This window comes from Caballeronia sp. LZ001 (genome assembly GCF_031450875.1).
Classification (GTDB): domain Bacteria; phylum Pseudomonadota; class Gammaproteobacteria; order Burkholderiales; family Burkholderiaceae; genus Caballeronia.
On record NZ_JARTVX010000005.1, the window covers coordinates 602,186 to 627,271 of the forward strand.

Consider the following 25,086-nt stretch of genomic DNA (forward strand, 5'->3'; position numbering starts at 1 on the left):
AGCCCGGCGGCCTTGAAGGCTGCTGGGCTCTTGTGTTCACGCATGCCCGCTCGATGCTCCAACGAGTTCGTCATCCACCAGTCGTTGACGATATCCCAGCCACCGCTTTCACGGCCCCCCGAACCATCCGCTCGACCACGGCCTGTACGGCATCGGCACGCGCTGGCGCATAGTCGAACGGAGGCGTCTCGTCCATATACGTGCTCTGACACATCTCCAGCTGCACGGCATGAACGCCCTTCTCCGGCGCGCCGAAGTGCCGCGTGATGAAACCGCCCATGAAGCGGCCATTGGCAATCCACGTATAGCCGCTCTCCGCAGCCCCGTCGGCGACCGCCTGCAACACCGGCGGCGCTGCCGTCCGCCCGTCCTGCGTACCGATGTTTAGATCCGGCAGCTTGCCCTCGAACAGACGCGGCAATACGCTTGCGATCGAATGCGCTTCCCACAACAGCACGTTTGCATGCTTCTCGCGCAGGCGCGCGAGTTCGCCGGCGATGGTGTCGTGATACGGCTTCCAGTAAGCCGCGACGCGGCGCTGCCTTTCGGCGGCGTCGGGCACGCAGCCTTCGCGATAAACCGGCTCGCCGCGAAACGTCAGGTCCGGGCACAAGCCCGTCGTGGTCTGCCCCGGATAGAGGCTTTCGTCCGAAGACGGCCGGTTCAGGTCGATCACATAACGCGACAGGCGCGCGCCGAGCACGGTCGCGCCGAGTTCACGCGCGAACGCGTAGAGGCGGTCGAGATGCCAGTCGGTATCGGCGACCGTCAGCGCAATGTCCGTGTATTGGCCGCGCAGGTCGTCGGGGATGATCGTGCCGAGGTGCGGAATCGACAGCAGGAGCGGCGCATCGCCGCGAGTCAGGGTGAAAATTTCGTTCATGGCGTGAGTAGCGAAGGGTAATCGAGGTTGAGAGCAGTACATTCAAAGCAACGCGTCGTCCTGCAATGTCGGCAAGGCACGCTTGAGCGCGGGACGAATCAGATGGTCGAGCACGCGGCGTGTGAGCACGGCGATCTCATCGACGAAATCGCTCCATTCGCCTTGTCGATGCAGCAGAAAGAACTCGCGTCGCCCAAGCCGGCTCGCGGGCAGAGGCAGCACGGCGATTTCATCCAGATAATGCCGCGCTTGCCAGAGACACAGCGGTGTCGAGATGGCGAAGCCGAGTTTCGCGGCGACGAGGCTCAGGAGCGGATCGGTCGCATCGAACTCGTAGCGGCGCGGACTTTCGATACCCAGATGCCGCGCGAAGCGCTCCACCTGCTGGCCGATCACCGAGCGCGCCGTATAGCGGATCAACGGCAGTTCCGTTGCAAGCTGCCGCCATGACGACGCTCCTTGGCGCTCATCGAGCCAGCGTCGCGACACGACGGCCACGAACGCTTCCGAAAACAACGGCATCTCGACGATACGGCTGTCGTTCAGCACCGTCTGCGTACAGACCGCGATATCGACCTCGCGCGCATGCATCTGGTCGGACAGGCCCGGCGTGAGTCCCGACCACAAGGCAATCTGCCGCGCGGAACCGGACATCGCGCGAATGAGTTCGGGGCCGACCGTCGCCGCGAAGGAATCGACGCAGCCAAGCCGCAGGGGCAGCGCTCCCGCCAGCGACGCATCGCCGATGCGCGTGCTCACCGTTTGCGCATGGTCGAGCAGCGGCCCGGCGAGTTCCAGCAGCGCGCGTCCCGCCAGATTCGGACGCGGCGGGCGGCTGTCGCGATCGAACAAGCCAGCGCCCTGCTCGCGCTCGAGCGACGCAATCGACTGGCTCACCGCGCTCTGGCTCACGCCCAGATGTTTCGCGGCTGCCGTCATCGAACCGGTCTCGCAAACGGCGACGAAGGCCTGCAATGCGCGTAGATCGATAGGTGGTGGGGTGCGTCTCATCGCGTTTCCGTGGTTTGCAGGCACGCGCCCGGCCAAGTCCCGCCGTGCGGCGCTCATGTTGCACGCACTGGGCTGGAAGCCGCGCGTCTCGCGCAAACGCCCGCATGGGCCATAAGTTTGCCTTATGCAAAATGATCGTGCGTCGTTTGTCGAGATCGGGGCCCGTGTCGCATTGATGACAGTAGACGTCGAGTTTGTGCCGGTTCCGGCGATTTTGGACCGGTACATTCATTCGTCACAGGCATCGAGGCGCGGGAGGCCGCAGTGGAGACACTGGTTTTTATCTGGAGCAACGCGGCGTCGATCGCTTCCATGCTGGTCGATCACGTGTTGCTGGTGCTTGCCGGCGTCGGCTGCGCCATCGTGACGGGCGTCGCGCTCGGCATCGTCATCACGCTCAACGAGCGGCTCGCGCGCGTGGTGTTGTACGCCGCCGCGATGCTCATGACGATCCCATCCATCGCGCTCTTCGGCTTGCTGATTCCGGTGCTCTCGCTGATCGGACAGGGCATCGGCTTTCTGCCTGCCGCCATCGCGCTCTTTCTGTATGCGCAATTGCCGATCGTGCGCAACACCTACGCCGCGATCCGCAACCTCGATCCCGCGCTGCGCGAAGCCGCCAACGGCATGGGGATGACCGCGTGGCAGCGGCTCTACCGCGTGGAGATGCCGATTGCCGTGCCGATCATCATGGCGGGTGTACGCATGGCGGTGGTCATGAATATAGGCATTGCGGCGATTGCCACGTATATCGGCGCGGGCGGGCTCGGGCGGCTGATCAGCCGGGGCATTTCGCAATCCGATCCGCGCCAGTTGATCGCGGGCGCGGTGATCGTCGCGCTGCTCGCGATCCTCGCCGACCTCGGCCTGGGCGCGCTGCAATGGCGCCTGACGCCGGAAGGCATGCGGCCGCGCCAGGCGCGCTTCTTCTGGCGCCGCAACGCGACGCGCGGGCCGCTGGTGACGGCCGCGACGGCCGCGACGCCGATTTCATCCACAGCGGAGGGACGATGATCGATCTTCGACATCTGACGAAGCGATTCGAAAAGCGCGGCGAAAAGCCGGTCGTCGACGACGTGTCGATGACGATCGGCGAAGGCGAACTCTGCGTGCTGCTCGGGCCGTCCGGTTGCGGCAAGACGACGACGCTCAAGATGATCAACCGGCTCGTGCAGCCCACGTCAGGGCAGATTCTGATCGGCGGCGCGGATACGGCGGGCTTCGATATCGTCGAGTTGCGGCGGCGCATCGGCTATGCGATTCAGCAAGTCGGCCTGTTCCCGAACATGACGGTCGCCGAGAACATCGGTATCGTGCCGAAGATGCTCGGCTGGGACAAAACGCGCATCCGCGAGCGCACCGAAAACCTGTTGGAGATGGTCACGCTCGATCCGGCCATCTACATGCGATGTTATCCGCGCGACCTGTCGGGCGGGCAACAGCAGCGCGTGGGCGTGGCGCGCGCGCTCGCCGCCGATCCGCCGGTAATGCTGATGGACGAACCGTTCGGCGCCATCGATCCGATCAATCGCGCGTCGATTCAGGACGAATTCCGCCATATTCAGACGACCCTGAAGAAGACCGTGATGTTCGTCAGCCACGACATCGACGAAGCCATGAAAATGGGCGACAAGGTCGCGATCTTCCGCAACGGCAAGCTCGAACAACTGGCGAGCCCGGATGAACTGCTGGCGCGTCCCGCGAGCGCGTTCATCGCCGATTTCGTGGGCACTGACCGGGCGCTCAAGCGTCTGCGCCTGATGCGCGCCGTCGATGCGGCGCTGGAACCGGCGCGCGTCGCGCGGCTCGGCTACCCGAGCGCCGATGCCCGCGCGCTCTTGCGCGATCACGTGGCCGACGCACTGGTCGTGCTCGACGCCCACGGCAGACCGGCCGGCCACGTCGGCGCGGCCGAGCTCGACGCCAGCGGCGCCACGCTCGAAGCGCCGAGTCTGCGCGCGTTGCCGAGCGTGGTGCGCGCGGGCGACGACCTGCGCGCGGTCATGTCGATGCTGCTCGCGCACGGCGCGTCGTGGCTGCCGGGCGTCGACGCGGACGGACGCTTCATCGGCTACGTGACGTATGAACGCATCGCGCTGATGGCGCGCGCGGCGTGCGTGTCCGGCGCGGCATTGCCCGAAGGCGGCCTGGCCTCGTCCGCTGGCGACGCGGCGAAAGCGGGCGATGCATCGCGCGATGACGGGGCGCATCCCGAACTCGCTTTCGGAGGCGCGCGATGAACCATCGACGCGACGGTTCGCGTATTGCGTTAGGCGCGATGATGGCGTTGGCCAGCGCATCGGCGCATGCAGACGACTGGCTCGCATCGATCGGGCAGTATCGCGCGGACATCGTCTATCAGTCCGGCCAGCAGATGCTGATGGTGCTGATCGCGGGCGTCGCGGCTATCGTGGTTGCGGTGCCCGCGGGCATCTGGCTGAGTCGCCCCGACAACGGCCGGGCCGCGCAGTTCGTGATGTTCACGCTCAACGCGGGCCAGGCCGTGCCCAAGCTCGCCATTCTCGCGCTCGCCATGAGCGTGCTCGGCATCGGCGCGAAGCCCGCGATTCTCGCGCTATGGCTCGCCACGCTGCTGCCCATCGCGATGAATACATACGAAGGCATACGCGCCGTGCCGCCCGCGCTGATCGAGGCCGCGAACGGCATCGGCATGACGCCGCGGCAGATTCTCTTCAAGGTGGAATTGCCCAACGCCATGTTCGTGATTCTCGCGGGCGTGCGCACCGCGCTCGCCATCACAGTCGGCACCGCACCGCTCGCGTTCCTCGTGGGCGGCGGCGGTCTCGGCGAGCTGATTTTCACGGGCATCGACCTCAACGATTTCACGATGCTGCTTGCGGGCGCCATCCCGACCGCCCTGCTCGCGGTCGCAACCGACCTGTTCGTCGCGCAGATGCAGCACTGGCTCGTGCCGCGCGGCGTCAGTCCTCAACGCTGATCTTTCCTGGATAACGAAGCTCATGCTCAAGCCTTTGCTGTCATGCAAACTGTGGTCGCGTCTTTTCGGCGCATCCCTGTTCACGCTTGCCCTCGGAACGATGGCCCTGCAGGCCGCGCAGGCTGCGCCAACCGTCACGGTCGGCGGCAAGAACTTCACCGAACAAGTGCTGCTGGCGGAAATGACCACACAACTGCTCAAGGCGAAGGGTTTCACGGTCGTCAAGAAAGACGGCATGGGCAGCACGGTGCTGCGTCAGGCGCAGGAAAACGGTCAGGTGGACGTGTACTGGGAATACACCGGCACTTCCCTCATCACCTACAACAAGGTGACCGACAAGCTCGACCCGCAGCAAACTTATGCGCGCGTCAAGGAACTGGATGCGCAAAAAGGCCTCGTGTGGCTCGACCCGTCGAAGGCGAACGATACCTACGGCATCGCCATGAACCGCGATGTCGCCCAGAAGCTCGGCGTCACGACCATGAGCGACCTCGCCAAGGTGCTCAACAGCGGCAAGGAACTGACCTTCGCGTGTAACTCCGAGTTCTATGCGCGCCCGGACGGCCTGCGTCCGCTGCAAAAAGAATACGGCTTCAGCTTCGGTCCGTCGCAGATCAAGCGGATGGATTCGGGTCTCACCTATCAGGCGCTGAAGGACCGTCAGGTGGACACCGCGCTCGTTTTCACGACCGATGGCCGCGTGCCCGCTTTCAACTTCATCGTGCTGCGTGACGACAAGAGTTTCTTCCCCGCCTACGCGCTTACGCCGGTCGCACGCAAGGCGACGCTCGACGCGAATCCGAATCTCGCGGGCATCCTGAACGCGCTGTCGGCCAAACTCGACGACGCAACGATGGCGCGACTCAACGCCGAGGTCGACGTCCAGAAGAAGTCGCTCGACGAAGTGTCGGCTACTTTCCTCAAGTCCGCCGGACTGATCTGACGCGCGTCCGATGAAGCCTTTTATCGTCGCCGCCGCGCAAACCGAAACCGTCGCGGGCGATCTGGCCGCGAATCTGGCGGCGCATCGCCGGTTTATCGACGAAGCACGCGGGCGCGGCGTTCAGTTGCTCGTGTTTCCCGAGTTGTCGCTTGCCGGTCACAGTGCGGGCGCCGATGCCTTGAGGCTCGCCTTGCCGCGCAATGCCGCCGCGCTCCTCGAGCTGGCTGAAGCGTGCTCGCCGCTTGCCGCCGTGGTTGGCTTCGTCGAGGAAGCGGCGGGCGCGCAGTTCTACAACAGCGTCGCGACACTGTACGCGGGACGCGTGGTGCACGTGCATCGCAAGATCGCGCTTGCCACTTACGGCCGGCTCGACGACGGCAAGCACTACGGACACGGCGCGCGGCTCGACCAGTTCACGCTGCCCGCCGATCCTCGCTGGCAGATCGCCACGCCCGTGTGCGCGGATTTGTGGAGCCCGGCGGTGATGCATCGGCTTGCCTGCGACGGCGCGACGCTATGCGCGGCGCCGGTGAGTTCGGCGGTCGAAGCCGTGGGCGACGCCTTCGACAATCCGCGCGGTTGGGACACGGTGCTGCGCGCCCATGCACTCGTCTACGGTCTGCCTGTCGTGTTCGCCAATCGCGTCGGCCATGAAAACGGCCTGCGCTTTTGGGGCGGCTCGCGCGTCGTCGGGCCGCGCGGCGAAACGCTCGCGCAAAGCGAATCGGCACGTGAGGAACTGGTCGTGGCGCCGCTCGACTACGAAGCCGTGCGCGCCGTGCGCTTCGACTTGCCGACCCTGCGCGATGCCCGCGGCATCCACGCGCTCGAAAGCGGCATCGTGTCGGTTTCGTGATCGCGTTGGTCGTGTGTCTGCCCGCACCGGTCATATCCGCGACCGACAATCGATTCAACTGATCGTTCGCATGGGAGTGTGACGATGATCGACCCGACGCGCGTGCGCGCCGCCCTGGCCGAGCGCCAGGACAACTTCTCGCTGCCGCAGCCTTTCTATACCGATGAAGCCTTTCATCGGCTCGACCTCGACGCCGTTTTCAACGACGAGTGGCTGTTCGCCTGCAACAGCTGCGAACTGCGCGAACCGGGCGATTATCTGACGCTGGAGATCGGCGCGACATCGGTGCTCGTGCTGCGCGACATGGACGGCGAAATCCGCGCGTTCTTCAATACCTGCCGGCATCGCGGCTCGCGCATCTGTCTCGAAGAGAAAGGGCATGCGCATCGGCTTACTTGCCCGTATCACCAGTGGGTGTACGACCTCGACGGCGCGCTCCTGCATGCGCGGCAGATGCCGGCGGGCTTCGAGCGCGAGGGCTACGGCTTGCGCGCCGTGCATGTCGAGATCGTGTGCGGCATGGTCTATATCTGCCTCGCCGCGACGCCGCCCGACATCACGCGCTTTCGCGACGCGGTCACGCCCTACCTTGCGCCGCATCAGCCGTGGCGCACCAAGGTCGCGGCCAGCGTGACGATGATCGAGGAAGCCAACTGGAAGCTCGTCATCGAGAACAATCGTGAGTGCTATCACTGCGCGGCCAATCATCCGGAGTTGCTCGCGACGCTCGTCGAATTCGCGTTGCCCGACGATCCCGCAGGCTCGCGCGACTTCCGTCTGTTGATGGAAGCCCAGGCTGCGAAGTGGGACCGTCACGGCTTGCCGCATTTGCCCGCCGATGGCGGCGACGAATTCCGCTGCATCCGGCTGCCGTTTCATCGCGGCGCGGTGTCCTTCACGCCGGACGGATCGCCCGCGTGCGGCAAGCTGCTCGGCGACCTCACCGATCCGGATCTCGGCTCGGTGCGCATGTTTCGCGTGCCGAACAACTGGAATCATTTTCTCGCCGACCACATCATCCACTTCCGCATTCTGCCGCTGTCGGCCACGCGCACGGTGTTGCGCACGACGTGGCTCGTACACGAGGATGCCGTCGAAGGCGTCGATTACGACGTCGATACGCTCACGTCCGTATGGAACGCGACCAACGTTCAGGACGCGCGGCTCGCGGCGAACAATCAGCTGGGCGTGGGCTCGCTCGGCTATGCGCCGGGACCGTATGCGCCGTCCGAGTTCATGCTGCGCAACTTCACGAACTGGTATGCAAGGAAGCTCGCGTCACATCTGGACGGCGCACACGGGCAGCGCTCAATCGCGCTGAAGGTGTCGAATGGCTGATGTGCCGACATCTTCCGATACGGCGTTCGACAGCACCCTCGCCTTCGCCTGCGACACGCCCGCATCGCGCACGCTCGAGTGCATCGGCGTGCGTGACGAAGCGCCGGGCGTCAAGACCTTTCGCCTGCGCGATCCGCACCCCGACGGCGCGCGCCGCTACGCGCCGGGCCAGGCCATGCTGCTGACGCTCGATATCGAGGGGCGGCGCTTCGACCGCACGTTTTCTATCGCCTCGACGCCGCTCGAAGCGGACGCGCTCGAACTGACGATCAAGGCGCAGTCCGGCGGCGTCGTCACCCGCTGGCTGCATGAGCGCTTCGCGCCGGGCATGCGCATCGACACGCGCTATCCGCTCGGACGCTTCACACTCGATGCATCGGCCAATACGCCTCTCGGGCTAGTGTCGGCGGGCTCGGGCGCATCGCCGCTGATGTCCATGCTGCGCACGCTGGCGCGCCGCTCGCCGCACGCCGACATCGCCTGGCTTCATTGCGCGCGCGGCGTGGACGACATTCTTTTTGCCGATGAACTCGCGACGCTTCAGGCGCGCATGCCCAACCTGACAGTACACGTGTGGCTGAGCGCGCCCGCACCCGGCTGGTTCGGTCTGCGCGGGCGCATGTCGCGCGGCGCGCTCTGGGCGATGGCGCCGGACTTCGGACGCCGCACGGTCTATTGCTGCGGTCCAGCCGGTTTCATGCAGAGCGTGCGGCAGATTCATGCTGCCGAAGGCGCCCGCCGCGCGGCGTTTCATATCGAGCATTTCGGTCCCGTGATCGAGCCGATGGAAAGCGAAGCCGCGACGACCGGCGCACCTTCGTCCGACGAACAGCGCGATGCCATTTTCAACGCGTGGCTGAACGGCCGGCGCTTCGATGTACGCGCGGGCGAAACGCTGCTCGTCGCGGCCACGCGTCAGCAAGTGGTGATTCCGTGCGGTTGCGCGAGCGGCCTGTGCGGCACGTGCAAAGTGCGCCACCTTTCGGGCGAAGTCGCGATGAAACATGCAGGCGGAATTTCCGCGGCCGAAGAAGCGCAAGGCTGGATTCTCGCGTGTTCGAGCCGTCCCTTGACCGATGTCGAAATCGCCTTCTGACATGCAAACGGCACCGACGCTTCATCACGACGCCAGCGGCTTCACGCGCACGCTTGGCTTCGACATGCTTCCCGCTGCCGTCGTGCGCGACGCGCAGCGCCGCATTCTCGACCTGCTCGGCGTCGCGGCGGCGGGCACGTCCACACGGCTTTCGACAATCGCGCGCGAGCATGCGCTCGATTGCTTCGCGGCCGGACGCACCCCCGCGCGCATGCTATTCGACGGGCGCATCGTCAGTGCTCCGGGCGCGGCGTTCGCGGGCGCAACGACCATCGACAGTCTCGACGGCCATGACGGCCACGCGCTCACCAAGGGCCACGCGGGTGTCACCGTCTTGCCGGCCCTGCTCGCCATGACCGAGCGCGCGCCCGGCATGAGCGGACGCGAGTTCATCGTGCAGACGGTGCTCGGTTATGAAATCGGCACGCGTGCCGGCATCGCGCTGCATGCGACGAGCCGCGAATATCACACCTCGGGCGCGTGGAATGCGTTGGCGGCCGCCGCTATCGCGAGCCGCGCGCTCGGCTTCGACATACCGGCGACGCGCCACGCGCTCGGCATCGCCGAATATCACGGGCCGCGTTCGGACATGATGCGCTGCATCGATCATCCGACCATGCTGAAGGACGGCTCGGGTTGGGGCGCGCTGGCGGGCATCAGCGCCGCCCTGCTTGCCGCGCGCGGCTACACCGGCGCGCCCGCGACCACCGTCGAACGCGATGCGCCCGCCTGCTGGTCCGACCTCGGCGATCGCTGGCTGATCCTCGAACAGTATGTGAAGCCGTATCCAGTGTGCCGCTGGGCGCATCCGGCAATCGCCGCCGCGCTTGCAGTGCGCGCGCTCGACGGCTTCGATGCGGCCAACATCGAGCGCGTGGAGATCGAAACCTTCCACGAGGCGACGCGTCTCTGGTCCGCGCTGCCACGCACCACCGAGGAAGCGCAGTATGGCGTGCTGTTTCCCGTCGCGGCGGCGCTGGCGCATGGCCGTGTCGATGCCGGCACCATCGGCGATTCGGGCCTTGCCGATCCCGCCGCGTGCGCGTTGCTGCCGCGCCTCGTCGCAAAGGAGCACGCCGCGTTCAGCGCCGCGTTTCCCGCCGAGCGCTGGGCGCGCGTGACGGTCGAACTGCGCGATGGCCGCCGCCTCGATTCCGGTCCGATGCAGGCAAGCGGCGACCTCGCGCGCCCGATGACACCCGACGCCGAGCGCGACAAATTTCGTGAACTCTGCGGCGCGCGCTTCGGCGCACGGTTCGCGCGCGAACTCGAAGACGCGGTGGACGCGCTCGCCGAACCGCACGCCCGCGCCGGGCGCCTGTGCGAACTCGTGCTGGGCACGCCGCCCAGTGCGTCGCAAACATGAACACTCCGATCAGCCAACGAAACAACGAGCCATGCCAGTAAATCCCGACGCATTCCCAACGCCGTTCCACGATCCCGCGTCCGTGGCGGGCAAGGCGCCGCCCATCGGCGAATCGACCGATCTGCTGATCGTCGGAGCGGGGCCGGCGGATCGCGGCGGCACTCGAAGCGGCCGGTCGCGGTACACGCGTCACGCTCGTCGACGAAAACCCCGTGCCGCTCGAAACCATGGGCGAAGACGTGCCGCTGCACTTCGGCAGCCGCATGGGCGCGGAGGCAGGCAACGCCAACGCGATGCTCGAAGCCATGCTCGACGCCCGTCCCGAACTGGGCGACGCGCTCGAAGCGGGTATCGACGTGAAGCTGGGCACGGCAGTGTGGGGACTCTTCCCGCACGGGCCGGCGAACGCTTGGATCGGCACGCACGTGGCCGGTCTCGCGGACGCCGAACATACCTGGCTGCTGCAATTCAGTCAGGTGATCGTTGCGTCGGGGCGGCGCGACATGGGACTCGCCTTCGACGGCTGGCAACGCCCGGGCGTGATGGGTGCAAGCGCCGCGTGGCGGCTCGCGGTTCTCTACGGCGCGCTCGACGCGCGGCGCGCGGTGCTGGTCGGCAGCGACACGGATGCGGTTAACGTCGCGCTCGAACTCGTCTCGCGCGGCGTGCAGATCGTCGCGGTGATCGAACAGGCTGGTGAAATCGTCGGCGATGCGGCGCTCGCGGCGCAACTCGAAGCGAGCGGCGCGCACATTCTCACGCGTCATGTCGTGCGGCATGCACATGGCGATGCTTATGGCGTGACTTCCGTCGACGCAGCCACGCCCGACACGACCGCCCTGACGACATTCGATTGCGATACCGTGCTGCTCGGCATCGCCGCGTTGCCTGCAATCGAGCTGCTCGAAGCGGCAGGCTGCGCGACTGCGTTCGATGCCGCGCGCGGCGGTCATATCGCCCGTGTCGATGCGATGCAGCGCACCTCGTTGCCGTTCGCCTACGCGGCAGGCGACTGCGCGGGCGTCTGGCCGGCGAAGAGCCGCGACGAAACGATCGCGCGTGAAGAAGGCCGCCTTGCGGCGCGCGCGGCTTTATCGTCGTTGGATGAAAGCGCTCCTCTCGCCGACGCACCGCCCGCGCGCCAACCCGATGCGCCCGCGCAAGACATCGCGCTATCGCGTGTCGAATGGGTGCGGGCAAGCGTCATCGGCGCGGCGGGCGAGCCGTTCGTCTGCCAGTGCGAGGAAGTGACGGCGCGCGAAATCCTCGATGTGCGTCCGCCGCGCTACCTCGGCTGGCAGCCCGCCGACGCGCTTCACGACACACGCGGCGTCGCGGGTCTCGCGCAAAGCGGGCCGCCCAGTCCCGACGCGGTGAAGCGTCTCACGCGCGCATGCATGGGCCCGTGCCAGGGCCGCCGATGCCGCGAGCAAGTCGCCGCGCTGCTCGCGATAGGCTCCGGCTGCGCGCTGCCGCGGATTCCGCTCGCCACATTCCGCGCGCCCGTCCGGCCGCTCGCGCTGCGGCAGCTAGCCGAGGTGGCCGAAGCGCAGGCGACCGGCGCGCATTGGGACAGCTGGTTCGGCATGGCGTCGCAATGGGTGCCGTTTTGGCGTGTCGATCCGCTGTATCGCGCGGGCACACGCCGTCAGGGCGAACCGGTGGCGAGCGAATGAACGAAGCATCGACCGGCCGTCGCACTCGAATCGAATCTTCCGGACAGACAAGCATGAAAGCAGACACGCAACAGGACAGCGGCACGCCGAAGGGCGCTTCGGTAATTATCGTCGGCGGCGGCGTAACGGGTTTGTCGGCGGGATGGTGGCTCGCGCGCGAGGGTGTCGACGTGCTGGTGCTCGAAGCGGGAATGATCGGCTGGGGCGCGTCGGGCCGAAACGGCGGCGGTTGCTCGCATCATCACAGCCCGCTCTTTCTCGAAGAACAGCGTCTCTGGCCGATGATGGACGACCTGCTCGGCTATCCGACCGAGTTCCGCGCCGAGCGTCTGCGCATTGCGCTCGATGAACAGCAGTTCGTGTTGTACCGGCGCGCGCTCGAAAACGGCGAACACCACGGCCTGCGCTCGGACGTGCTCGATGCGAAACAGGTGCGCGAACTGGTGCCGCTCGCCGGCGACAACGTCCATGCCGGCTACTTCTATCACTTCGGCGGACATGCGAATCCGCATCGCACGTTGCAGGCTTATGCGTGGGCGCTGGAGGATCACGGCGGGCGCATTCTCCAGCACACGCCGGTGACAGGATTCGTCCGGCAAGGCGGACGCGTGAGCGCGGTGAGAACGGCTCACGGCGAGATTGCCTGCGATCATCTCGTGATCGCGGCCGGGCCGCATACCGGCGTGCTCGCGGCGCAACTCGATATCGATGTGCCGCTCGCCGCCGCACGCGCCGAGATGATCGTCACCGAGCCGTTGCCGCCAATGGCCATCGGCGGCGTGGACGGCAATGGCCTCTATGGACGGCAGACGCTGCGCGGCAATCTCGCTTACGGCGGCGGTCCGCACGAATGGATCGGCCTCGACGATGTGCCGAAGGTGCGGCCGCAATCGACTCCGCTTCAGTGCAGTATCGCGGCGCGCCTGGCTGCGTTGCTGCCCAAGGCGGCGCACGCGAAAGTCATCCGCAGTTGGGCGGGATATATCGAGAACACGCCGGATGGACGGCCCGTGATCGATCGTCCGGATGAACGAGGCAATGTGACGGTCGCAACGCTATCGAGCGTCGGCTTCGGCCTTTCGCCCGCAAGCGGTCACGCCATCCGCGACCTCGTGATGGACGGGCGCTGCGGTTTTGCGGATTTGTCGTCGCTGAGATTGGCGCGCTTCGCTCATCTCGAACCGGACTGGCGCGAGCTTCAGGGCTGGCTGCCGTTGCCGCTGCGCGCATCGGCGCCGGTGCTGGAAGCGGCCTGAGCGCATTGCGTCGCCCTTACGCCCGCCTGCTCACGACTGCGTCTGTGCCGCTCTCAACTCCGTCGGACTGGTGCCGTAGGCGCGCCGGACCCAGCGCGCCAGATGCGAAGGCGACGCGAATCCCGTCGCCACCGCGACATCCGCGACCGGCACACTCGAATACGTGAGCATTTCGTGCGCGCGCTCCAGCCGCAACTGCACGTAGTAGCGTGCGGGCGTCGCGTTCAGATGCCGCAGGAACAGGCGTTCCATCTGCCGCGACGTCATGCCGATAGCCGAGCCGATATCGTTGATCTGCAACGGCGTCTCGACATGCGCGCGCATCATCTCGATCGCCCGGCGGATGCCGCGCGGCAGACTTGCGTGATTCTGGTCGCGCCAGCCGCGCTGGCTGTCGGCGGTGTCGCGCATGCGCTCGTGATGGAACTGGTTCGCCACGCGCACGGCGAGATCGCTGCCGTGCTGCATCTTGATGAGATGCAGCATCAGGTCCATCGAAGCGATACCGCCCGAGCACGTCATGCGGTCACGATCGATTTCATACAGCTTGCTGCTGCACAGCAGGTCGGGAAAAGCCTCCGTGAAAGCCGGCAGATTTTCCCAGTGGATGGTGCATTGATAGCCATCGAGCAGGCCTGCCAGCGCGAGCAGATAAGTGCCCGTGGAAAGCGATCCGATGACCGCACCGGTGCGCGCCGCGCGTCGCAACGCGGCGACGAAGGCCGGTTCGAGCGCGGGCGCGAGCCGCAGGCCGCCGCAGACGAACACATAGTCCGCGCCGGCCAGCACGTCGTCGAACTTGCGCGCGGCAAGCGCGATGCCGTTCGATGCAGGCGCCGGCTCGCCGTCGAGGCTGGCGAGCGTCCACGCATACAATGTTTCGCCAGCGAGGCGGTTGGCCGAGCGCAACGGCTCGATGGCGGACGAGAGGCTCATCATGGACAGGCCATCGGCCAGCAAGAACACGAACTGGCGAGGCACGGTGGCGGACGAAGAAGCGGATTTGAGCAACGCGCGATTCGCAATGGACGATTCGAACCTCCGCATTCGCGAAGGCGGCTTGGGGCCAGCATGTGAGCGCTATTATGGTCGCTAAAACAAGCGTATGGCCAGAAGTGCCGCAACGGTATGGGATCTGAGCGGCGACACGCGCTGCATCTGCGGCGGAATCGGCCGAGGAGAAAGCATGCGAAATTCGTTCGTCGGGGTCGATCTGCGCGCGTTGCAGGCGTTCGTCGCGGTCTGCGAAACCCGCTCCATGACGGAAGCGGCGCGCGTACTCGGCGTCACGCAAAGCGCCGTGAGCCAGCTCGTCGCGGCGCTCGAGCGCGAACAGGGCGTGGCGCTCTTCGATCGCGAGTTCCGTCCGGTGCGGCCCAACGCGGCGGGCCGCATTCTCTTCGATCGCGCGGGCGCGCTGCTCGAACACGCGCAGGCGGTCTCGCACGACGTGCGTACGGCGACGAGCGAAGGCGTGCCGAGTCTTCGCATTGGTTGCGTGGATTCCTTCGCCGGAAGCGTCGGGCCGCATCTCGTGCAACGTCTTTCCGGGCGCATGAAAACCTTGTCGATGTGGTCCGGCCTCACGCCGACCCTTAGCGAACAGCTTACCAATCGCGAACTCGATCTCGCCATTTGCACGGAAGCCACGCTCGATCCACGACGCGTCGAACTACGGCCGCTTTTCTCCGAGACTTTCATTGCGGTCGCGCCGAGGCGCTTCAGCGGCAAGCGCGCGCCCGAGTCCTTTCATGAGGTGCTGCGCGAGTTGCCGCTCTTGCGTTATACGGGCCGCTCGCTCATCGGGCAGCAAGTGGAGCGGCTCATCAGGCACATGAATTTCAACGCCCCGAACCGCTATGAATTTGACGATACCGACCCGCTTCTGAGTCTGGTCGGCTCGGGATTCGGCTGCGCCATCACGTCGCCGCTGTGTCTCTGGCAATCGCGCGCGCATCTGGCGGATATCGCGGTCGTGCCGCTGGCCACGACGCGCATCGGGCATCGTCATTTCTACATTCTCACGCGTCAGGCCGAATGGTCGTCGATGGCAGAGGCCGTCGCGCGCGAGTCGGTGGCCGTGACGCGCGACGTAATTGCACCGGGCTTGCTTGCGGCTTTGCCCGGCGCGCCGCCCCATCTTTTCGATGCCTATGCCGCCGCGTTCGCCGCGCAAAGCGCCGCGTGAAATTAGCGGAACTGCTTCAAAACATAAGAGTTTCTGATTCGGCCGCGCGGCTTAATGGCAGGGATGCGTTCGCCTCTACCATCCGTAGCTGACAGCGGATACACGCAGTTCAACCTAAGAGACAGGGCAGGACGATGACCACAAACCGCCGTAGTTTTCTGAAGCAGGCTTCACTCGTCGGCGTAGCCGCGGCCACCTCGGGCCTTGCGTCATTCGCGCGCGCCGCGACCGTCGTGAACTACGGCGGCTCGGCGTGGCTTGGGCACTACGCGGCCTATGTCGCGATGAAGACGGACATCTTCACGAAGCTCGGCATCGACTGCCGCTGGCAATCGTTCTCCACTTCGTCGGCGCGCATGGGCGCGGTGATGGCGGGGAACATCGACATTGCGGGGACCGGCGTCGTCTCGGCGCTCGCGCTGATGGCAAGCGGCGCGAAGCAGTTTCAGCTCATCTCGACGCCGAACAACTTCGGCAAATCGGAAGGCCTTCTCGTGCGTGGCAATGTGAAGTCGCTCGCCGATCTCAAGGGCAAGAAGATCGGCGTCACGTATGCGTCGAGCTCGCATGTCCTGCTGCTCGACGTGCTGCGCCAGGCGAACTTGGACCCGGCGAAGGACGTGAGCATCATCAACTTGCCGGCGACGGAACTGCTGGCGGCGTATCGCGGTAATCAGATCGATGCCGCCGCCGCATGGACACCGACGTTCGACCGCATCAAGGCGCTGCCCGATACCAAACTGCTGCTCGACGATTCCTCGTTCTCGCTTTATAAGCAATATCAGTTGACGCCGGGCCCGGACGTGCTGCTGGTGCGCACCGCATTCGCCAGCGCCCATCCTGATGTGCCGAAAGCCTTTCTGCAAGGTGTCGCGCAAGCCAACGACATGATGACGCACGAGCCGGAGAAGGTCGCGCCCATTCTGATGACGCTCACGAATCTCACGCAGGACGAGCAGATGGCCGTGCTCAAGCAGACGCAGTGGTATTCCCACGCGCAGCAAAAGACGCTATTCGTCGGCAGCGGCGGAAAACCGGGACCGTTCGTCGACGGCGTACAGAAGCTGAGCGACATGCTCGTCGATCTCAAGCAGATCGACCAGTCGCCGAAAGTGGCGGACTGGATCAACGCGTCGTATCTCTGAGCGCGCGGCATGGCATCCGACAACAAATGGACGAAGCGCGGCGGGCTTTTCGTCGTCAGCGCCTGCTCGCTGATCGGCTTTCTGCTGCTCTGGGAACTCGTGTGCCGCGCGGGTTTGGTCGATGCGGTGTTTCTGCCCGCGCCGTCGCAAGTGCTGAGCCGCGGCATCCGCATGTGGAATCAGCATACGTTGCTCGATAACGTGCTGGCCTCCATACGCCGGGTCATGGTGGGCTTTCTCGCCGCGGCGGTCGTGTCGATACCGCTCGGCATTGCGCTCGGCACCTCGCGGGTGGCGCGCGCCGTGTTCGACCCGCTACTGTCCTTCCTGCGCCCGCTGCCGTCGATGAGTTGGATACCGCTGTCGCTGCTGTGGTTCGGCATCACCGAGACGCAGAAGTACAGCATCGTCTTCATGGGATCGTTCGCGCCTGCCCTTCTCTATGTGATCGACGCCACGCGCAACATCGACCCGATCTTCGTGCGCGCGGCGCGCAATCTCGGCGCGAACCGCTGGCAGGTCATGCGCGAAGTCATCCTGCCGGGCTGCATGCCGCAGATCCTGTCGGGCATGAAAGTGATTCTCGGCCTCTCGTGGACCTGCGTGATTTCCGCCGAACTCGTCGCCGCGCAGCAAGGGCTCGGCTTCATGATCATGAACGGCCGCGAATTCTTCCAGACCGATACGGTCGTGCTCGGCATGGTGCTCATCAGCATCACGGTGCTCATTACGGATGGCCTGTTCAGGCTCATCGAACGCGGAGTGCTCGCATGGCAACGATAGATGCCCCCATGATTCGCCTCGAAGGCGTGGCGAAGTCCTTTGGCGCGTTGCAAGTGCTCAAGGAAGTCGATCTCGATGTCGCGAAGGGCGAGTTTCTCGTGCTGCTTGGTGCGTCGGGTTGCGGCAAATCGACGATGCTCAACATGATCTCCGGCTTCGAGCCGCCGACGCAGGGCCGCGTGCTCGTCAATGGCCGCGAAGTGAAGGATGTCGAGCCGGCGTGCGGCATGGTCTTTCAGCAATACGCGCTGTTTCCGTGGAAAACGGTCAGCGAGAACGTCGCGTTCGGGTTGAAAATGCGCGGTGTCGGCCGGGCTGAAAGGCGTGATGCCGCGCGTCGCTATATCGAAGCCGTGGGGCTGAAGGGCTTCGAGGACAGCTATCCCGGCGCGCTTTCGGGCGGCATGAAACAGCGCGTGTCGATTGCGCGCGTACTCGCCAACGACCCGGACGTGATGCTGCTCGACGAACCCTTCGCCGCGCTCGACGCCATGACGCGGCAAGTGCTGCAGGAACAGCTTCTGTCGATCTACGAGAAGAGCGGCAAGACGATCGTCTTCATCACACATTCGATCGACGAAGCGCTGCTGCTCTCCACGCGCATGATCGTGATGGGCGCGAAACCGGGGCGCATCGTGCAGGACATCCGCAACGACCTCCCCTTGCCGCGTACCGCCGAAGTGCAGCTATCGCCTGCGTATCTGGAGATGAAGAAGTCGATCTGGGAAACGGTGCAGGCCGAAGTCATGCGAGGCCTGGAAGGCGCTGGCTGACGTTCGAACGCGCCGGTACTGCTGCTATCCATCGCTTTTGCTTATGAAGCGCTCGCGATGGCGGCAACCCGGCACACTGCAAACATCATCCGCATGAGAAAGGAAGCGCGACAGTGAATACGTACGATGTAGTGGTGATCGGCGCGGGCGTGATCGGCAGTTCCGTTGCGTTTCATCTGCAAAAGCTTGGCGCCAAAAGCGTGCTCGTGCTCGATCGCGCGACCATCGGCGCGGGCACGACGTCGCAATCGTCGGGCATCTTGCGCACGCATTATTCGGTCAAGGAAAACGTCGAACTCGCGCGCAAGTCCTGGGCCGTGTTCAACGATTTCGCGAGCTACGTCGGCGACGATGAAGCCTCGTGCGGACTCGTGAAGTGCGGCTACATGATCGTCGCGGCCGATGGCGACAAGGTCGAACCGCTGCGCGCATCGCTCGAACAGCAGAAGCAGCAAGGCATTCCGCTCGAATTGCTCGATGCTCGCCAGGCTCACGAGTTCATGCCCATCGCGCAGTTCGACGACGCCGCGTTGATCGGCTATGAACCCGAGGCGGGCTTCGCGGATGCGTATCTCACGGCGACCAGTTTCGCTCGCGCGGCGCGGCGCGGCGGCGTGACGATCCGCGAGAACGTCACCGTGAACCGCTTGCTGATCGAGCACGGCAAGGTGAGCGGCGTGTCGACGAGCATCGGAGATTTTTCAGCGGCAATGGTCGTGAGCACGCAGAACATCTGGACCCCGGAACTCGCCGGATGGACCGGTCGCACACTGCCCGTCTCGCCGGAGCGTCATGCGGTGCTTGCGCTCGAATGCGAGGGCGCGGCCTACACCTACACCATGCCGGTGTTCAAGGATCTGGCCTCGCCCGGCATGCTCTATTACCGCTGCTATGGCGGCAATCAGATGCTCGTCAGCGAAGGCACCGCCGGAGAAAAACTCGCCACGGCCGATACCGAACAGGGCGACATCTCGATGGACTATGTCGTCGAGGTCGGCGCTCAGGTCGCCGAACGGTTTCCCGCATACGAAACGGCGGGCATTGCGTCGTCGTGGACGGGCGTGTACGACGTCACGCCCGACTGGAATCCGGTGCTCGGCGCGCTGCCCGGCATCGAAGGGCTCGTCGTCGGCTACGGCTTTTCGGGGCACGGCTTCAAGCTCTCGCCGACGGTCGGCAAGGTGCTTGCGCAAGCCGCACTCGGCTTGCAAACCGATGTCTCGCTCGCGCCTTACTCGATCGAACGCTTCGAGACCGGCGCGCTGCTCACTGGAAAGTACGGTGTCGGCGCCGTCTCCTGAAGCGCGCGCGCCCGAGGGCGTCGCCATTGCACCGCTCGCGTCTTTTGCGCCGCAGGCATGGCGCAACGGCGGCGGCACCACGCGCGCGCTCGCGGAAGATGCGGAGGGCGGCTGGCGCATCAGCCTGGCCGACGTGGAACGCGACGGTCCGTATTCGCGCTTTCCCGGCATGACGCGGCAATCGCTCGTCATGACCGGTGCGGGCGTCACGCTGCAAGACGACGCCGTGCAATGTCACTTGCGGCGCGGTATCGCCATGGAATACGACGGCGGCGTTGCGTGGCAAGCCACGTTGCACGACGGCCCTGTTGTCGCGCTCAATGTCATGGCGTTGCGCGGGCGCTATCGAGCACGCATCGAGCCATTGCGCGACGCCGCGTTCGTGCCCCTCGAATGTGTCGCGCTCGTGCTGACGATGAATGGCCGCTGCCTCGTCCACGCTGCCGACAGCGACGACGAGATCGTGCTGGCGGAAGGTCACGTGTTGACGCGCATGCTGGGCGCGCCTGCGCTTCATCTCGCGCCTCGGTCGTCGGGAAGCGATGCATCGATTGCGCTCGTCCTCGTCGAGCCCGACAGTCGGCGCTGATCCGCGCGGCTCTTTTCGAATCATTCAAGCAAGGAGATATGCACCCATGAAAATTCTGGTGCCAGTCAAGCGCGTGGTCGACTACAACGTGAAGGTCCGGGTGAAGTCGGACAACACGGGTGTCGATATCGCCAACGTGAAGATGTCCATGAACCCGTTCGACGAGATCGCCGTGGAAGAGGCGGTGCGTCTGAAGGAAGCGGGCGTGGCAATTGAAGTGATCGCCGTGTCGTGCGGCGTTACGCAATGCCAGGAAACGCTGCGCACGGCGCTTGCAATCGGCGCGGATCGCGCCATTCTCGTCGAGTGCGCGGATGAGTTGCAGCCGCTTGCCGTCGCCAAACTGCTCAAGGCATTGGTCGATCAGGAAAAGCCCGAACTCGTCATCCTCGGCAAACAAGCAATCGACGACGACTCGAACCAGACCGGACAGATGCTCGCCGCGCTGGCAGGCTTGCCGCAAGCGACGTTTGCATCGAAGGTCGTCGTAGCCGACGGCAAAGCCACCGTGTCGCGCGAAGTCGATGGCGGCGCGGAAACGCTGTCGTTGAAGCTGCCCGCTGTCATCACCACCGACCTGCGCCTGAACGAGCCGCGTTATGTGACGCTGCCCAACATCATGAAGGCGAAGAAGAAGCCGCTGACGGTCGTGAAGCCGGCCGACCTCCGCGTGGACGTCGCGCCGCGACTGAAGACGCTGAAGGTCGTCGAGCCGCCCAAGCGTTCGGCGGGTGTGGTGGTGCCCGATGTCAAGACGCTGGTCGAGAAGTTGCAGAACGAAGCGAAGGTGATCTGATGACGATTCTGGTAATTGCGGAACACGACAACGCGTCCATCAAGGCCGCGACGTTGAACACGGTAGCGGCGGCGGCAAAAATCGGTGGCGATATCCATGTGCTGGTTGCCGGTGCGAACGCGCAAGGCGCGGCCGATGCGGCAGCCAAGATCGCAGGCGTATCTAAAGTGCTGCTTGCGGATGCGCCTCAACTCGCCGAAGGTCTGGCCGAGAATGTCGAGGGCACGGTGCTGAATATCGCGAAGGACTATTCGCACATCCTCGCGCCTGCTACTGCCTATGGCAAGAACATCGCCCCGCGTATCGCGGCGCATCTGGATGTCGCACAGATCAGCGACATCACCGCCGTCGACAGCGCCGATACCTTCGAGCGTCCGATCTACGCGGGCAACGCTATCGCGACGGTGCAATCGAGCGATCCGATCAAGGTCATCACGGTCCGTGCAACGGGCTTCGATCCGGTGGCGGCGGAAGGCGGCAGTGCATCGATCGAGAAGATCGAAGCGGCAGCCGACGCTGGCATCTCGTCATTCGTCAGCCGCGAAGTCACGAAGCTGGATCGGCCGGAACTGACTTCGGCTTCGATCATCGTGTCGGGTGGACGTGGTCTCGGCAGCGGCGAGAACTACACGAAGGTGCTCGAACCGTTGGCCGACAAGCTTGGTGCGGCAATGGGCGCATCGCGCGCGGCGGTGGATGCCGGCTACGTGCCGAACGACTATCAAGTGGGGCAGACGGGCAAGATCGTCGCGCCGCAGTTGTACGTGGCCGTTGGTATTTCGGGTGCCATTCAGCATCTGGCCGGGATGAAGGACAGCAAGGTCATCGTCGCCATCAACAAAGATCCGGAAGCGCCTATTTTCAGCGTCGCGGATTACGGCGTCGTCGGCGACCTCTTTTCGCTCGTGCCGGAACTGACTGAATCGATCGACATGCGCTGACCCAGGAGGCGTATCGGGCAAACCTTGCCGCGCCTCGCGCGCATGACCCCCTTTCGTTCGACTAAAACCTCACCTTCATTCCCAATCGCTGGGAATCCCTTTTTTGTCCGCCGGGAGCGATGTGGCATTCTGCGCTCATCGACATCGCCTTTCCGGCTGGACATCACAGTGAAACGGGAATCTAACGTCACCGGCGCCGAGCGCTTGCTGCTCGTGCTGACCGCGCTCGCTAGCCACGGCAAGGCCATGTCCGCGAAGGACATACTCGCCGCCACCGGTCTCGCGCAGAGCACGCTTTATCGGCAAGTGGCGTTGCTCAAACGCTGGGGCTTCGTCGCCGAGGACGCCGGTTTTTACGCGCCCGGCCCGATCAGTCTTCAACTCGCGCTCGGCTTCGACGTCAATTCGCTGCTGGTCGAAGCGAGCCGCGAAGGCATGCTGAAGCTCGCGAACGCCACGCAGGAAAGCGTCGGCCTGATCGTCGCCGTGAACGATCAGGTGATCTGCCTCGAAATGATCGAGAGCACGCAGTCGTTGCGCTGCTCTTTCGAAAAGGGACGCTCGGTGCCGTTGCGCTCGGGCGCATCCGCCAAGTCGCTGCTCGCCTTCATGGCCGACAAACTGCGCGCCGAGACGCTGGAGCGTCTGTTCGCCAACGACGATGCCACCCGCGCCGCCCTCGAAACCGAACTGGAGCGCATTCGCTCGCGCGGCTTCGCGGTGAGCGAAAGCGAAGTCGATCCCGGCGTATGGGGCGTAAGCGCGCCCGTGTTCCGGCGCGCGTCGCGCAGCGCGGGCGCGAGCGCATCGATCACGCTGATGGCGCCCTCCTCGCGCGCGGCAGGCCGGGAGCAGCAACTCGCGGACTGGACCGTGCGCGCCGCCAATGCCATATCCGCGCGGCTGCAGGCCGCCTGAACCGCCAATCAACGACAGACCACACCCCTGGAGCCACGCCATGAAAATCAAGAACCTGCTTTCCGCCGCGAGTTTCGGTATCGCCATGATGATTGCCGCGCTGCCTGGCGCCGCGGCCGCGCAAGACTCGAACGTTTTGAACGTCGCCACGGACGCTACCTTCCCGCCGATGGAGTTCGTCGACAAGGGTCAGCGCACCGGCTTCGATATCGACATCATGAACGCGCTCGCCAAGAGCATGGGCAAGCAGATTCAGTGGACCGATATCGACTTCAAGGGACTGGTTCCGGGCCTCGTCGCCCATCGTTTCGATGCAGCCATCTCCGGCATCTACATTACGCCGGAACGCGCCCAGGTGATCGACTTCACCCAGTCGTACTTCGCGGGCGGCCTGTCCGCACTGGTCAAGGCGGATTCGCCGATCAAGACGCTCGCCGATCTCAACGGCAAGAAAGTGACGGTGCAAGTCGGCACGAAATCGGTCAACTTCCTGCGCGACAACTATCCGCAAGTGCAGCGAGTGGAAGTGGAAAAGAATCAGGAGATGTTCGATCTGGTCGGCATCGGCCGCGCGGATGCCGCCGTCACGGGCAAGCCCGCCGCATTCCAGTTCGCGCGCACGCGCCCCGGCTTTCGCGTGCTGGACAAGGAGCTGACGACCGAGGCATATGGCATCGCGGTGCGCAAGGACGAGCCGCAATTGCGCGATCAGATGAACGCCGCGCTCGCCAAGATCAAGGCGGACGGCACCTACGACGCGATCGTGAAGAAGTGGTTCAGCGCGAGCGCCGGCACGACGGCAAGCGCGAAGTAAGCCGGCGGACCTGAGCCATGCAACTCGACTTCACGCCAGCCTTCGCCGGTTGGGACGATCTGGCGCATGGCGCGCTCGTCACGGTGGAAGTGACCGCCGCCGCGCTCGTGCTTTCGTGCCTGCTCGGACTTCTGATCGGCATCGGCCGGCTCTCGCCGCAGCGGCGCATCGTCTACGGCTTCTGCACCGGATATCTGATCTTCTTTCGCGGCACGCCCTTGCTCGTGCAACTGTTTCTGCTGTTCTTCGGCCTGCCGCAGTTCAATATCCTGCTGCCTGCCTTCGTGTGCGGCATGCTCGGGCTCGGCCTGTATTCCGCGGCCTACGTGTCGGAGGTCGTGCGTGGCGCGATTCAATCGGTGGATCGTGGACAGATGGAAGCTGCGCGCTCCATCGGCATGTCGGCAGGTCAGGCCATGCGCGCGATCATTCTTCCGCAAGCCGTCGTGCGCATGATTCCGCCGCTCGGCAACGAGTTCATCGCGCTCATCAAGAACTCGGCGCTGGTGTCGCTTCTGACCATCGACGATCTCATGCACGAAGCACAGAAGATCATCAGCGTGTCGTACCGGTCGCTGGAGGTGTATCTCGTCGTCGCGCTCGTCTATCTCGTGCTGACGCAGACGACGAACTACATTCTTCATCGCGTGGAACGACGGCTGCGCGCAGGAGGCATGGTGCAATGAACAGCGCCCAACCCATTCTCAGCATTCGCGATCTCACCAAGTCGTTCGGGACGCATCGCGTATTGAACGGTATCGACTTCGATATAGAGCCGAGTCAAGTTGTCGTGGTGATCGGGCCAAGCGGCTCCGGCAAGAGCACGTTTCTGCGCTGCTGCAACGGTCTGGAGCAGCCCGAGCGCGGAACCATCGACATTTGCGGGCATCGTCTCGTCGATCAGGGAACCATGCTCAAGGAGCGCGCGCTGAATGCATTGCGCACGGAAGTGGGCATGGTGTTTCAGTCGTTCAACCCGTTCCCGCATCTTTCGGTGCTGCACAACATTACCGTGGGACCGCGGATGTTGCGCGGTGCATCGAAGGCAGATGCCGAAACGGCCGCGCTCGGCCTGCTCAGGAAAGTCGGCCTCGAACACAAGGCGCATGCCATGCCCGCGAGTTTGTCGGGCGGCCAGAAGCAGCGCGTCGCCATTGCGCGGGCGCTGGCCATGCAACCGCGCGTCATGCTCTTCGACGAACCCACGTCCGCGCTCGATCCCGAACTCGTCGGCGAAGTGCTTCAGGTGATGAAGCTGCTCGCCGCCGAAGGCATGACCATGCTCGTCGTCACGCATGAGATGGGCTTTGCGAGAGAAGTGGCGGATGTCGTCGTCGTGATGGATGGCGGCGAGATCGTCGAGGCGGGCCCGCCCTCGCAAATCTTTTCGACACCCACGCAGCCTCGTACACGCTCGTTCCTGCAAGCGGTTTTGTCGCGTGCGTGAATGTTTC

Annotated in this window: 25 protein-coding genes; 22 read left to right on the plus strand and 3 right to left on the minus strand. The window is 64.8% G+C overall.

Annotation, left to right across the window (positions count from 1 at the left end; genetic code table 11):
* Window positions 1-70: 70 nt before the first annotated feature.
* Both hutG and P9292_RS39240 read right to left on the minus strand, forming a co-directional pair.
* Complete coding sequence (hutG, locus tag P9292_RS39235) at window positions 71-883, minus strand: N-formylglutamate deformylase (protein ID WP_309964962.1); 813 nt, start codon at window positions 881-883, stop codon at window positions 71-73.
* A gap of 42 nt (window positions 884-925) precedes the next feature.
* Window positions 926-1,894: a LysR family transcriptional regulator gene (locus tag P9292_RS39240; protein ID WP_309964966.1), complete on the minus strand. Its 969-nt coding sequence runs from the start codon at window positions 1,892-1,894 to the stop codon at window positions 926-928.
* 264 nt (window positions 1,895-2,158) lie between these two features.
* On the opposite strand from P9292_RS39240, the gene P9292_RS39245 reads away from it, so the two are divergent.
* From P9292_RS39245 to P9292_RS39290, 10 genes are all read left to right on the plus strand, one after another.
* Complete coding sequence (locus P9292_RS39245; RefSeq protein ID WP_244831416.1) at window positions 2,159-2,908, plus strand: ABC transporter permease; 750 nt, start codon at window positions 2,159-2,161, stop codon at window positions 2,906-2,908.
* On the plus strand, window positions 2,905-4,134 hold the full coding sequence (locus tag P9292_RS39250; RefSeq protein ID WP_309964968.1) for an ABC transporter ATP-binding protein: 1,230 nt from the start codon (window positions 2,905-2,907) through the stop codon (window positions 4,132-4,134). Before P9292_RS39245 ends, P9292_RS39250 begins: the two co-directional genes overlap by 4 nt.
* Window positions 4,131-4,853 carry an ABC transporter permease gene (locus P9292_RS39255; RefSeq protein ID WP_309964971.1) on the plus strand — a complete coding sequence of 241 codons (723 nt, stop codon included), beginning with the start codon at window positions 4,131-4,133 and terminating at the stop codon, window positions 4,851-4,853. The genes P9292_RS39250 and P9292_RS39255 overlap by 4 nt, the downstream gene beginning before the upstream one ends.
* Window positions 4,854-4,875: 22 nt before the next feature.
* The gene (locus tag P9292_RS39260) at window positions 4,876-5,796 is read left to right on the plus strand and encodes a glycine betaine ABC transporter substrate-binding protein (protein ID WP_250510606.1); all 921 of its coding nucleotides are present in this window, start codon (window positions 4,876-4,878) and stop codon (window positions 5,794-5,796) included.
* Window positions 5,797-5,806: 10 nt separating this feature from the next.
* On the plus strand, window positions 5,807-6,652 hold the full coding sequence (locus tag P9292_RS39265; RefSeq protein WP_309964976.1) for a nitrilase-related carbon-nitrogen hydrolase: 846 nt from the start codon (window positions 5,807-5,809) through the stop codon (window positions 6,650-6,652).
* Between the two features lie 84 nt (window positions 6,653-6,736).
* Window positions 6,737-7,990 (plus strand): SRPBCC family protein, encoded by a 1,254-nt coding sequence (locus P9292_RS39270; RefSeq protein WP_250469916.1) that lies wholly within the window; start codon window positions 6,737-6,739, stop codon window positions 7,988-7,990.
* Window positions 7,983-9,086, plus strand: coding sequence for a hybrid-cluster NAD(P)-dependent oxidoreductase (locus P9292_RS39275; protein ID WP_309964979.1), 1,104 nt, complete (start codon window positions 7,983-7,985; stop codon window positions 9,084-9,086). The genes P9292_RS39270 and P9292_RS39275 overlap by 8 nt, the downstream gene beginning before the upstream one ends.
* Window position 9,087: 1 nt before the next feature.
* On the plus strand, window positions 9,088-10,452 hold the full coding sequence (locus tag P9292_RS39280; protein WP_309964982.1) for an MmgE/PrpD family protein: 1,365 nt from the start codon (window positions 9,088-9,090) through the stop codon (window positions 10,450-10,452).
* A gap of 149 nt (window positions 10,453-10,601) precedes the next feature.
* Window positions 10,602-12,128, plus strand: a complete 1,527-nt coding sequence (locus P9292_RS39285; protein ID WP_309965418.1) for an NAD(P)/FAD-dependent oxidoreductase — start codon at window positions 10,602-10,604, stop codon at window positions 12,126-12,128.
* A gap of 53 nt (window positions 12,129-12,181) precedes the next feature.
* On the plus strand, window positions 12,182-13,384 hold the full coding sequence (locus tag P9292_RS39290; protein ID WP_309964986.1) for an FAD-binding oxidoreductase: 1,203 nt from the start codon (window positions 12,182-12,184) through the stop codon (window positions 13,382-13,384).
* A 30-nt stretch (window positions 13,385-13,414) separates the two neighbouring features.
* On the opposite strand, the gene P9292_RS39295 is transcribed toward P9292_RS39290, so the two are convergent.
* Window positions 13,415-14,431, minus strand: coding sequence for a GlxA family transcriptional regulator (locus P9292_RS39295; RefSeq protein ID WP_309964989.1), 1,017 nt, complete (start codon window positions 14,429-14,431; stop codon window positions 13,415-13,417).
* Window positions 14,432-14,570: 139 nt separating this feature from the next.
* Here P9292_RS39295 and P9292_RS39300 point away from each other — a divergent pair, with 139 nt between their 5' ends.
* From P9292_RS39300 to P9292_RS39355, 12 genes are all read left to right on the plus strand, one after another.
* A complete protein-coding gene (locus P9292_RS39300; RefSeq protein ID WP_309964994.1) occupies window positions 14,571-15,572 on the plus strand; it encodes a LysR family transcriptional regulator in 1,002 nt (333 codons plus the stop codon).
* Window positions 15,573-15,706: 134 nt separating this feature from the next.
* Window positions 15,707-16,717, plus strand: coding sequence for an ABC transporter substrate-binding protein (locus tag P9292_RS39305; protein ID WP_250469924.1), 1,011 nt, complete (start codon window positions 15,707-15,709; stop codon window positions 16,715-16,717).
* Window positions 16,718-16,726: 9 nt separating this feature from the next.
* Complete coding sequence (locus tag P9292_RS39310; RefSeq protein WP_244831428.1) at window positions 16,727-17,500, plus strand: ABC transporter permease; 774 nt, start codon at window positions 16,727-16,729, stop codon at window positions 17,498-17,500.
* Window positions 17,488-18,273, plus strand: a complete 786-nt coding sequence (locus P9292_RS39315; RefSeq protein WP_244831429.1) for an ABC transporter ATP-binding protein — start codon at window positions 17,488-17,490, stop codon at window positions 18,271-18,273. Before P9292_RS39310 ends, P9292_RS39315 begins: the two co-directional genes overlap by 13 nt.
* Window positions 18,274-18,386: 113 nt before the next feature.
* Window positions 18,387-19,574, plus strand: a complete 1,188-nt coding sequence (locus P9292_RS39320) for an FAD-binding oxidoreductase (protein ID WP_309964999.1) — start codon at window positions 18,387-18,389, stop codon at window positions 19,572-19,574.
* A complete protein-coding gene (locus P9292_RS39325) occupies window positions 19,555-20,163 on the plus strand; it encodes a HutD family protein (protein ID WP_309965003.1) in 609 nt (202 codons plus the stop codon). The genes P9292_RS39320 and P9292_RS39325 overlap by 20 nt, the downstream gene beginning before the upstream one ends.
* 46 nt (window positions 20,164-20,209) lie before the next feature.
* Window positions 20,210-20,959, plus strand: coding sequence for an electron transfer flavoprotein subunit beta/FixA family protein (locus P9292_RS39330; RefSeq protein ID WP_309965005.1), 750 nt, complete (start codon window positions 20,210-20,212; stop codon window positions 20,957-20,959).
* Entirely contained in the window at window positions 20,959-21,900 is a 942-nt protein-coding gene (locus tag P9292_RS39335; protein WP_309965008.1) for an FAD-binding protein, read from the plus strand. The genes P9292_RS39330 and P9292_RS39335 overlap by 1 nt, the downstream gene beginning before the upstream one ends.
* 168 nt (window positions 21,901-22,068) lie before the next feature.
* Window positions 22,069-22,818: an IclR family transcriptional regulator gene (locus P9292_RS39340; RefSeq protein ID WP_309965011.1), complete on the plus strand. Its 750-nt coding sequence runs from the start codon at window positions 22,069-22,071 to the stop codon at window positions 22,816-22,818.
* Window positions 22,819-22,858: 40 nt separating this feature from the next.
* A complete protein-coding gene (locus P9292_RS39345; RefSeq protein WP_244831435.1) occupies window positions 22,859-23,632 on the plus strand; it encodes a transporter substrate-binding domain-containing protein in 774 nt (257 codons plus the stop codon).
* A gap of 17 nt (window positions 23,633-23,649) precedes the next feature.
* Window positions 23,650-24,318 carry an amino acid ABC transporter permease gene (locus tag P9292_RS39350; RefSeq protein WP_250469534.1) on the plus strand — a complete coding sequence of 223 codons (669 nt, stop codon included), beginning with the start codon at window positions 23,650-23,652 and terminating at the stop codon, window positions 24,316-24,318.
* Window positions 24,315-25,079, plus strand: a complete 765-nt coding sequence (locus P9292_RS39355; protein ID WP_309965014.1) for an amino acid ABC transporter ATP-binding protein — start codon at window positions 24,315-24,317, stop codon at window positions 25,077-25,079. The genes P9292_RS39350 and P9292_RS39355 overlap by 4 nt, the downstream gene beginning before the upstream one ends.
* Window positions 25,080-25,086: the final 7 nt, after the last annotated feature.